The sequence below is a fragment of the Streptomyces lonarensis genome (assembly GCF_012033735.1).
Taxonomy (GTDB): Bacteria; Actinomycetota; Actinomycetes; order Streptomycetales; family Streptomycetaceae; genus Streptomyces; species Streptomyces lonarensis.
The window spans coordinates 1-9133 of the sequence record NZ_JAAVJD010000214.1 but is presented as its reverse complement, the minus strand read 5'-3'; the positions used below and the strand labels follow the sequence as shown (position 1 = coordinate 9133).

Sequence of the window (9133 nt, the reverse complement as noted above, 5' to 3'; positions counted from 1 at the left end):
ACCCGGCCCGCCACCGGCGGCGTCCGGCTCGGCAAGGGCGGCCACCGCCCGACGCCGTCCCCGAGGCGGCCCGCCGACCCGGTCGACCCGCCGTCCGACCCCGCCACCACCGCGACGACGGTCCCGGTCCGCCGCCCCGGCCCCGACGCCACCGCGTACGGCGCGGAGCCGCCGGCCGCCGCACCGCCCGAACCGGCCGCACCCCCGCTGGAGATGGCCGACCGCGCCCGCAGCCTGCTGGTCCCCGTGGCGGAACCGTCCGCACCGGCCGAGGAGGAGGTCCTCCCGACGCTCCCCGGCCGCCCCTCGCCCGCGCCGATGCGGAGCCGGGGCCCCGGCTCCGAGCCGGGGGTGGCCGGCGGGGTCCCCTGCGGCTGGTGCGGCACCCCCAACCGGACCGACCGCCACTTCTGCGCCCGCTGCGCCATGCCGATGGACGCCGCGGACCGCGACGACGAACCCGAACGCCTCCCGTGGTGGCGACGGCTGCTCGGCGGGGACGACCGGAGGATGCACTGGGCGGGGGAGCGCCCCCGGGTCCGCCGCACCTACGCCCACCTCGTCCGCTGGATCGCCGCCGCGGCGATCGGCGCACTCCTCGTCGCGGGGCTGGTGCGGCTGCCCGCCGCGATCAGCGCCACCCAGGACCACTTCGCCAAGCGTGCCGCCGTCGACCCCGACCAGTACGGCGCCTCCCGGTCGTTCGAGGGCCACCCGCCGGACAACGCCTTCGACCAGGTCAGCGACACCTGGTGGGGGCCCGGGGTGGGAGGGGCCGGCACGGGGGAGTGGATTCAGGCGGACTTCGACCGGGCGGTCAGCATCCTGGACCTGGTGATCACCCCCGGCCGGTCGACGCGTACCAGGGACCTGGACACCTCGGCCCAGCCGCGCAGGATGGAGGTGCTGGTGACGACCGAGGACGGCAAGTCCTTCACCCGGGAGATCGAGCTCGCCCGCGGGCTGGGACCCAAGCGGGTACCGTTCCGCGCCCACGACGTCCGGTCCATCCGGTTCACCGTGGTCACCGCCCACAACGCCTCGGACGAGACGCAGGTGGCCATCGCGGAGATCGAACTCTTCGGGCCGTCCGGCTCCTACGGCCGCTGAGACCGAGACGGCCGCCGGACCGACCGCGGTGCCGGCCCCGTCCTCGCGGGCCGGCACCGGGCGGGCGACGACCGCCTCTCGATCACAGCGGGCCGAACACCTCCCCCGGGTCGGCATCCCACTCCAACGCGGCGAGGACGCCCAGCAACCGGCGCTCCTCGTAGCGGAAGTGGGACTCCATCACCGCCGAGACGCCCGCCAGATGCCGGGCCAGTTCCGGCCCGGGGGCCGAACTGCGCACCGCCTGCTCGAACTGGGTCAGCAGGTACTCGATCATGCTGTGGTCCTGCGCCAGCCGGGCCAGCGTCTCCCGCAACTCCGGGTGCCGTGCGGACAGTTCCGGGAACAGGGTGGTGTCCTCCCCGCGGTGGTGCCCGCTGAGCGCGCCGCAGAAGCCCCGGCAGTACAGCAGCAGGTCACGCACCCCGGTCGTCGTCCCGGGACGGTCGTCGTCGAGGGATTCCTCCACGACCAGCAGTGCCTCGCGCAGCCGTCCGTGGACGCGCTGCATCTCGATGTTCCAGGCGATCAACCTGGTCCGTTCTCCCTCACCCACGGGTGGGGAACGGGGACAAGTCCATGGGACCTCTCTCCGGTTCGGCGCCTCCATGCCTGACGCGGTCCGCCACCGGCACGCGACGCTGCGCGCAGCCTACCGGTGCGGCGCCGGGGAGACGCCACCCCGGCGCGTCAGGCCGCCGACGGCCCGCCCGGCTCGTCCAGTTCCCGCCGGCGGTCGACCTGGCCCGGCAGCAGCCGGTCCACCATCACCTCCGGGCTGGACTGCATGTCCAGCGCCCGGATGGCCGCCGCCGCGTGCAGCCGGTCGCGCGCCCGCGGGTCGTCGACCCGCTCGATCAGGGCGATGGCCATGTCCAACTTGTGATCGAGGTCGATCTTCAGGTCCATGCGGTCCGCCTGCTCCGTGACGTGGGCCCGGGCCCGGCGCGCCTGCACCGCCAGCGCCCCGCCGCCGACCGTGATCAGCGTGCCGGTCAGGCTGGTCACCACCGGCAGGTAGCTGAGGTCGGCGGAGCGGGCGTGGACCAGGGCGAGGACCCCGCCGGCCAGCAGCACCGCCGCGCCCCCGGACATGAACCAGACACTGAGCCGGAAGGTCCACTCGGCCTGCCGCAGCGAGTGGTCGAGGAAGTCGAAGAAGAACCGCTGCCGTTGCTCCGCCAGGTTCCGGCGGCCCTCGCCCCCGGGCTTCGGCGCGGACTGCCCCGCCGCGGCGGAGACGTCGTGGCCGATGTAGACGTTGCTCTGGCTGCCGACGTTGATGGCGCCGGAGAGGGCGGAGACGTTGATGCCGCCGGTGTCGCCCGGTGGGGTCCCGTTCTCCTGCTCGGCGGCCGGCGGCTGCTCGCCGCCCACCCGCGGGCCGCCCTCGCCCCTGGTGCTGTCGTCGCTGCGCGCTGCCATGTCTCCCCCGTCGCACGGTCCGGTGGTAGCTCGGCTGCGTCCAGCCTAGAACCGGCTTGCGAGCCCCGGTGCCCCAAATGCCGCAGATCCACCCATCGGAGGACGTACGCCGACCACGATCGGGTGGAGAACACGCCGGGCGCACCCCCGCGGGGTGTCGTACAGCTGTACCGGGCGTCGGAGGTGCGGGCGTCCGGCACCGGACGCCGGGCCGGACCGCGGACCGGCCGCGCGCCACGGCAGCGGCCCGCGCCCCGCGCACCGGGCATGCGCCGCGGCCGGGGGGTCAGGGGCAGCGGCCGCTCGCGGCGATGTCGTGGACGAGGAAGACCGCGGCCGCCTGCTCGCGCCGGGTCGCCCGCTCGTCGACGGAGCGGAAGTACGCCTCCGGGAAACCGGCGTCCGCGCCGTGGCAGGTCGCACCGAGCGCCCAGAACCTCGCCACGCAGCGGGCTCGTTCCCGCAGCGGGTCGGTCACCGGCGCCAGGCCCGTGTAGCGCCACCGGCCGTCCGCCACCGGCGCGATGTGGCCGGTGCGGCGCAGCGCCTCCACGTGGACGTCCCGCTGGTGTGCCCACATCGCGCGCCACCGCTCGCGGTCCGCCGTGGCGGCGGCCAGCGCACCCGCGTGGTCCGGGTACAGGTCGAGGTAGGCGAGGTAGCCGTGGGCCAGTATCTGGTCGGCGTTCCAGGGGCCGGGCACCCCCCGGACCGTCACCGCGCGTGCCAGCGGCCCGAGGAACCTGGCCGTCGCCATCGCCAGTGCCGGTGCCGGTATCGCCCCCTCGGCGACGAACGGCGTGAACAGCCGCAGGGAGAAGTACCCCCCGAAGCGACGCGGCGCGCCGTCGTCGGCCAGGTCCCCGAAGGTCAGCACGTGGACGGTGACGGGCGTCCGCCCCCACCGCACGCTCCGGCGGTGCGGGGTGGGGGCGTCGACGGGCCCGGGGAGCAGCAGCAGCGCGTCGATGCCGCCGCCGGGCCGGGCCCCTCCCAGGGGGGCGCCGCCGTGCACCACCCAGGTACGTCCGACCTCCGGCAGGTCGGCCATCCGGGGGGAGACCGCCGCGACGAACTCCGGCAGGCGGTCGAGGACGTCGGCGTCGAGCGCCGAGCCGGTCAGGTACGAGGCTGCGGTCATCTCGGGACCTCCCGCTGCGTGTGTCCGATCCAGTTCGAGGGGAGGTGGCGCGCCCGGTGCGGCGGACGGCGCCCCGGTCCCCCTGCCGTGGCGCGTCACTCCCGAAGATACCCCCGGGGCCTACCCGGAACCGCAGGTCGGAGGGGCTCTCGGGGGGAAGGCGCGGCGCGGGGGTGCGCTGTGCTCGCGCCGAGCGGCACGCGGGGGGCGGCACGGGGCACAGTGCCGCGGTCGGGCGCCGTGCGGGGGCCCGCGAGGGAGCGGGGGCGCACGATCGGGGCGCACCGGCCGGTCGCCGCCCCGCCGACCCGCCGCGGACCGCATTGCGCCGAGTGGGGGAGTGCCTGGCGCGGGCATGCGGGTGGCGCCGACGCGCCCCCGGCCCGCGGGTACGGTCTTCCCGGTGTCCGGCCCGGCGCCCCGCCGCTCGGCCGGAGCGGCCCGACCGGCCGCTCCCGCGGCGGGGCGCCCGGTGCCCCGGACCGCCGCGCATCCCCGTCCCCAACGCCCTCGTGCAGCCGCGAGGGGAGAGGCGTCGCCGTGTCCACTCCGTCAGCCGACCCGCCGCCTCCTGCCCGTCAGGCGCCCCCGCCCGTCGCAGTGCCCGTGGCCGAAGCCTGGCGGGAACCCCGCCTCGCGCGCTGGGTGACCGAGGCGTGCTCGCCCGGGGTGCTGCTGCTGATCGTGCTGTGCGCGGTCGGGCTGCACGCCACCGGCTCCGCCGCCGGGCTCGGCTGGGCGCTGCTCACCGTGCTGCTGTGCTGCGTCCTGCCGTACGGGTTCGTCCTCTTCGGCGTGGCCCGCGGCTGGTGGGCCGACTGGCACATCACCGACCGGGAGCAGCGGACCGTGCCGCTGCTGGTGGGCGTCGGGTGCGTGGCGGTCGCCGTGGTGCTGCTGTGGTCACTGCCGGGGGCGCCGCGCGACCTGGCGGCGCTGGTCGTCGCGATACTGGCCGGTGGGGCGACCACCGTCGCCGTGACGCTGTGGTGGAAGATCTCGGTCCACACCGCGGTGGCCGCGGGGGCGACCGCGGTGCTGATCACCACCTTCGGCCAGGCGCTGCTGCTGACGGCGCTGCTGCCGCTGCTGACCGGCTGGTCCCGGGTCGCCCTGCGGGACCACACCCTCGCGCAGGTCGTCGCCGGCGGGGCGCAGGGCGCCCTGATCGGCGCGGTCGGCTACTCCCTGCTGCGCTGACCCCTGCGGCCCGGCCCTGGCCGCCGCGCTCCCGCCCCCCGCCCTGCCGTCGATCCGTCGCGGCCGGCCCGCCCGGGACGGCCCAACGGGCCCTCAAGCCACTCCAACCCCGTTGCACGTCAGGCGTGTTCGTCCGGAAAGCGACGGTGCGTGCCGGTGTCCTGGCCCCGGTCCGGTCGTTGAACCCGGAGGCGGGGCAGGCAGCTCCGGCGGGCCCGTCCGGGGCGGCCGGGCCGCGACGGTGGAGAGGGGGACGGGTGGACGACGGCACCAGAATGCGGCTCACCGGGGTGCACAAGACGTACGGCAGGCGGGAGGTGCTCCGGGGCGCCTGCCTGGAGGTGCCGGCGGGGGCGCTGGTCTGCGTCACCGCCGCCGCGGACGCGCCGGGCAGGTCGGCGCCGCACCGCCCCGCCCCGGAGGGGGCGGGCAGCCGGAGCGCCGGCCGCACCACCCTGGCCCGGATCGCCGCGGGCCGGCTCCCCGCGGACCGAGGCCGGGTGGAGCGCGCCACCGCGGCCGGGTTCTGCCCGCAGCAGGCGGTGCTCAACGACATGCTGACCGTCGACGAGCACCTCCGGTACTTCCAGGCCACCTACCGGCTGCGCGACACCCGGCGCGCGCTGGAGCTGCTCGACCAGCTCGGCGCCGGGCACCTCCGCCACGAGGACGCGGCGTCGCTCGACCCCACCTCCCGGCAGAAGGTCAACCTCACCCTCGCACTCATGCACGACCCGGCGCTGCTCGTCCTCGACGACCCCTGCCAGGAACTCGACCGCGAGACGCGCCGCAGGTTCTGGGAGGTGGTCTGCGGGCTCCGGGACCAGGGGCGGTCGGTCCTGGTCGTCGGACGGCTGGCACCCGAGCCCGGCACCTTCGACAGCCTCCGGCTGGCCGACGCGGTGCTGGAGCTGTCCGAGGGGCGGCTGACCCCCGCGCGGCGCCCCGCCGGCGTCGGCGCGGCCCGCGGCTCGGCGGCCTGACCCCCACCTACGGGAGCGGGGCGGCCGGTCGCCGTGCGACCGTCCGCCCCGCTGTGAGTCCCGCGGCGTCAGCCCTCGGGGGCCGAGACCGTCTCGTCGTTCTTGAGCTGCTCGAACAGCTGAGCCGCGGCCTCCTTGTCCCAGAGCACCGCCGAGCCCTTGTCGGTGGCGTAGCCCGGGTCGGCGACCGGGACGTTCATCTGGGTGCCGCCGTCGCCCTGCACGCCGCGCAGCGCCAGGAACATCCGGCCGAGCTCGAAGACGCTCATCTCCTCGTCGACGATCAGCGAGTCCAGGCTGGCGCCCATGGTCGGGTAGAGCTTGAACGGGTTGAGGAGGGTGGCGGGCGACGCGACCTGGTTGCCCAGCGCGCCCAGGAACTTCTGCTGGTTCTGCGTCCTGCCCAGGTCGCCCATGGCCTCCTGGTACCGCTGCCGCACGAACGCCAGCGACTGCGCGCCGTCCAGGTCCTGGCAGCCGGCCTCGAAGTCGGCGCCCGAGTTCTTGTCCTGCACCGCCTCCTCGAAGCACATCTCGACCCCGCCGAGCGCGTCCACCACCGAGGCGAAGCCGCCGAAGCCGATCTCGGCGTAGTTGTCGATGCGCAGCCCGGTGTTGTACTCGACCGTCCGCACCAGCAGTTCCGCGCCCTCCATGGCGTAGGCCGCGTTGAGCTTGTTCTGCGAGGCGGGGATTCGGTTGCCGGAGGTGGAACCGGTGAACTCGGGGATCGTCACCCAGGAGTCGCGCGGCAGGCTGACCAGCGCGTTGCCGTTGCTGCCGGTGTGGAGGATCATCATCGTGTCGGCGCGGGCGCCCTCGGAGTGGCCGGTGCGGAGGTCCTCGCGCTCCTGGGCCGTCAGCCCCTCGCGGCTGTCCGTGCCGACGATCAGGTAGTTGGTGCCCTCGCCGCCGTCGGGGCGCTCCTCGACCACCGAGAGGTCGACCTCGCGGCGCAGCTTGGAGTCCGCCCAGAGGTAGGTACCGACCCCGGTCACCAGCATCACCATGACCAGCGAGATCACGGTCCACTTGATGCGGCGCCCCCAGTTGGGCCGCGGCCGGTACGCGTCGTGCTCGTCGTAGCCGTAGCCGGACGGCGGTCCTCCGTACCCGCCTCCCGACCGCTGCGGCGGTGCCTGCGGCTGCTCGTACCGGTCGTACCGATGGTCGCCGTAGGCGGGCCCCTGGCCGTGGCCGCCCTGCCCGGGAGGCGCCTGGCGCGAGACGTGGGGCATGACCCGAGCGCCCTCGGGCTGCGGGGGACCGCCGCGTCCGCGCCGGGGGTGCGGTTGTTCGGTCCATCCCTCGGGCCAGTCATTCATGCCGTCAGTCTGCCGTCCCGCGGACCGCCCCGGGAGAGGGGGTCGGGATCTGTGGCAGAGCTGATGCAATGCGCCCCGCGCCCGCCGCACCCCGCGCGCGCCCGGCGTGCCGGCGGGGCCCACGGCGACGGCGGCGGGGTGTGACCGGGCTCTCGTCGCGGCGGGGCCGAAACCGCCGGTCAGGGCCGGTGGGGCGTCCCCGCCCCGCCTACAGTGGACGGCATGACCGAACCGATCACCGCCCGCGACGGCGCCCCGGGCGCCGGCGGCGGCCCGGGGGCGCCCCACGAGGAGACCCCCGGATCTGCGGCGGCACGTCCGGCCACCAGACCGACGGCCGCCTCCCGCACGACGCTCTCCCACATCATGACCGCGAGCGACACCAACCTGCTCGGCACCGTCCACGGCGGCGTCATCATGAAGCTCGTCGACGACGCGGCCGGCGCTGTCGCGGGCCGCCACTCCGGCGGACCAGCCGTCACCGCCTCCATGGACGAGATGGTCTTCCTGGAGCCGGTCCGGGTCGGTGACCTCGTCCACGTCCGGGCACAGGTCAACTGGACCGGACGCAGCTCCATGGAGGTCGGCGTCCGCGTCCTCGCCGAGCGCTGGAACGAGTCGACCCCCGCCACCCAGGTCGGCACCGCCTACCTGGTGTTCGCCGCCGTGGACGAGCACGGCCGCCCCCGCCCCGTGCCGCAGGTCGTGCCCGAGACCGAGCGGGACCGCCGCCGCTACCAGGAGGCGCAGATCCGCCGCACCCACCGACTGGCCCGCCGCCGCGCCATCAAGGAGCTGCGGGAGCGCCGGATCGCCGACGGCCTGGACACCGACGGCTGACGCCCACTGCCGCGGCGGCGCCGCCGGCGGACGCCGGAGACGCAGGTCACCGGCGGTCGCCACGGGTCACCAGCGACCGATGTCCACGGCCTCCCGCCGCGGCCCGCGACGCGGGGGGACGAGGCCGGTCAGCATGATGTACCGCGTCGCCCGGTACCGCTGGCCCGCGTAGGGCGCCAGCAGTTCCAGCATCCGCGCGTCGTCGGCGTCCCGTTCGCCGGCCAGGGCGTACCCGACGATCCCCGGCAGGTGCAGGTCCCCGACGGTCACCGCGTCCGCCGCGCCGTTGCTGCGCTGCAGCACCTCCGCCGCCGTCCACGGGCCGACCCCGGGCACCAGGCAGAGCCGGGCGATCGCCTCCGGGAGCGCCATCTGGGCCGCCTGCTCCAGCCGGGGCGCGGCCCGGACGGCGCGCATCACCGTGTCGGAGCGCTTGCCGTCCACCCCGGCGCGGTGCCACTCCCATGACGGCACCCGCAGCCAGCCCTCGCGGTCGGGCATCACCCGCATCGGTGCGTCCCCCTCGCCGGCCGGACCGGGCGCCCGCTCACCGAACCGGTTCACCAGCCGCCGCCACGAGCGGTACGCCTCCCGCGTGGTGACCTTCTGCTCCAGCACCGAGGGGATCAACGCCTCCAGCACCGCCCCGGTGCGGACCAGCCGCAGCCCGGCGTGGCGCCGCGCCGCCTCGGCCACCGGCCGGTGGTGGGCGACGAACTCCTCCGGCCGGTCCTCCCCGCCCAGCAGCTGCGGCAGCCTGTCCAGCACCCACTCCGCGCCCGGCCCCCACGCGGTGGCGCGCACCGGGCGGCCGGGCGAGACGCGCAGCGCGGCGGGGCCGTCGGGGGTGCGGGTGGCGCGCCAGGCGGTGCCGTCGGGTTCGCTCCGGAAGGTGGGGTCGCCGATGCCGCGCCGCAGCACCGACAGCGTGCGGCGCGGGTCGTAGGGGTCGCCGGGCGCCCAGGTCCTCTCCCGCATGGCCCGCTCAGCGTACGGTCCGCCCCACCCCGCGCCGGGCCCTCGGGTGGGTATCCCCCCAGGCGACAGGGAGCGCGCACGAGTGAAGATCGGACACGCCTCGATGGTCTTCTTGATCGAAGGGGTTTCGA

At 76.0% G+C, this 9133-nt stretch carries 9 protein-coding genes; 4 read left to right on the top strand and 5 right to left on the bottom strand.

Translation table 11 applies throughout. The features are described 5' to 3' along the window. Positions 1 to 1110, top strand: a 1110-nt coding sequence (locus tag HCN56_RS20565) for an NADase-type glycan-binding domain-containing protein (RefSeq protein ID WP_167973300.1), incomplete at its 5' end; no start/stop codon positions are given. Between the two features lie 82 nt (positions 1111 to 1192). Here HCN56_RS20565 and HCN56_RS20560 read toward each other — a convergent pair. The 3 genes from HCN56_RS20560 to HCN56_RS20550 form a co-directional block, all read right to left on the bottom strand. After that, positions 1193 to 1642 (bottom strand): hemerythrin domain-containing protein, encoded by a 450-nt coding sequence (locus HCN56_RS20560; RefSeq protein ID WP_245246806.1) that lies wholly within the window; start codon positions 1640 to 1642, stop codon positions 1193 to 1195. 158 nt (positions 1643 to 1800) lie between these two features. Then, the gene (locus tag HCN56_RS20555; protein ID WP_209312991.1) at positions 1801 to 2535 is read right to left on the bottom strand and encodes a TRADD-N-associated membrane domain-containing protein; all 735 of its coding nucleotides are present in this window, start codon (positions 2533 to 2535) and stop codon (positions 1801 to 1803) included. A gap of 286 nt (positions 2536 to 2821) precedes the next feature. Further along, positions 2822 to 3676 carry a hypothetical protein gene (locus HCN56_RS20550; RefSeq protein ID WP_167973296.1) on the bottom strand — a complete coding sequence of 285 codons (855 nt, stop codon included), beginning with the start codon at positions 3674 to 3676 and terminating at the stop codon, positions 2822 to 2824. Between the two features lie 606 nt (positions 3677 to 4282). Between HCN56_RS20550 and HCN56_RS20545 the strand changes: the two genes are divergently transcribed. Further along, on the top strand, positions 4283 to 4876 hold the full coding sequence (locus HCN56_RS20545; protein ID WP_209312990.1) for a phosphatase PAP2 family protein: 594 nt from the start codon (positions 4283 to 4285) through the stop codon (positions 4874 to 4876). A gap of 257 nt (positions 4877 to 5133) precedes the next feature. Continuing rightward, complete coding sequence (locus HCN56_RS20540; RefSeq protein WP_312871323.1) at positions 5134 to 5859, top strand: ATP-binding cassette domain-containing protein; 726 nt, start codon at positions 5134 to 5136, stop codon at positions 5857 to 5859. A 68-nt stretch (positions 5860 to 5927) separates the two neighbouring features. Here HCN56_RS20540 and HCN56_RS20535 read toward each other — a convergent pair whose 3' ends face one another. Beyond that, a complete protein-coding gene (locus HCN56_RS20535; RefSeq protein ID WP_167973294.1) occupies positions 5928 to 7184 on the bottom strand; it encodes an LCP family protein in 1257 nt (418 codons plus the stop codon). Between the two features lie 222 nt (positions 7185 to 7406). Here HCN56_RS20535 and HCN56_RS20530 point away from each other — a divergent pair, with 222 nt between their 5' ends. Beyond that, the gene (locus tag HCN56_RS20530; protein WP_245246805.1) at positions 7407 to 8024 is read left to right on the top strand and encodes an acyl-CoA thioesterase; all 618 of its coding nucleotides are present in this window, start codon (positions 7407 to 7409) and stop codon (positions 8022 to 8024) included. A 66-nt stretch (positions 8025 to 8090) separates the two neighbouring features. Here HCN56_RS20530 and HCN56_RS20525 read toward each other — a convergent pair whose 3' ends face one another. Further along, on the bottom strand, positions 8091 to 9002 hold the full coding sequence (locus tag HCN56_RS20525) for a DNA-3-methyladenine glycosylase family protein (protein WP_167973292.1): 912 nt from the start codon (positions 9000 to 9002) through the stop codon (positions 8091 to 8093). Between the last annotated feature and the right edge of the window lie 131 nt (positions 9003 to 9133).

Coding starts and splice junctions, on each gene's coding strand:
- HCN56_RS20555 (WP_209312991.1), bottom strand. CDS start 2,535: ATGGCAGCGCGCAGCGACGACAGCACCAGGGGCGAGGGCGGCCCGCGG.
- HCN56_RS20550 (WP_167973296.1), bottom strand. CDS start 3,676: ATGACCGCAGCCTCGTACCTGACCGGCTCGGCGCTCGACGCCGACGTC.
- HCN56_RS20535 (WP_167973294.1), bottom strand. CDS start 7,184: ATGAATGACTGGCCCGAGGGATGGACCGAACAACCGCACCCCCGGCGC.
- HCN56_RS20530 (WP_245246805.1), top strand. CDS start 7,407: ATGACCGAACCGATCACCGCCCGCGACGGCGCCCCGGGCGCCGGCGGC.
- HCN56_RS20525 (WP_167973292.1), bottom strand. CDS start 9,002: ATGCGGGAGAGGACCTGGGCGCCCGGCGACCCCTACGACCCGCGCCGC.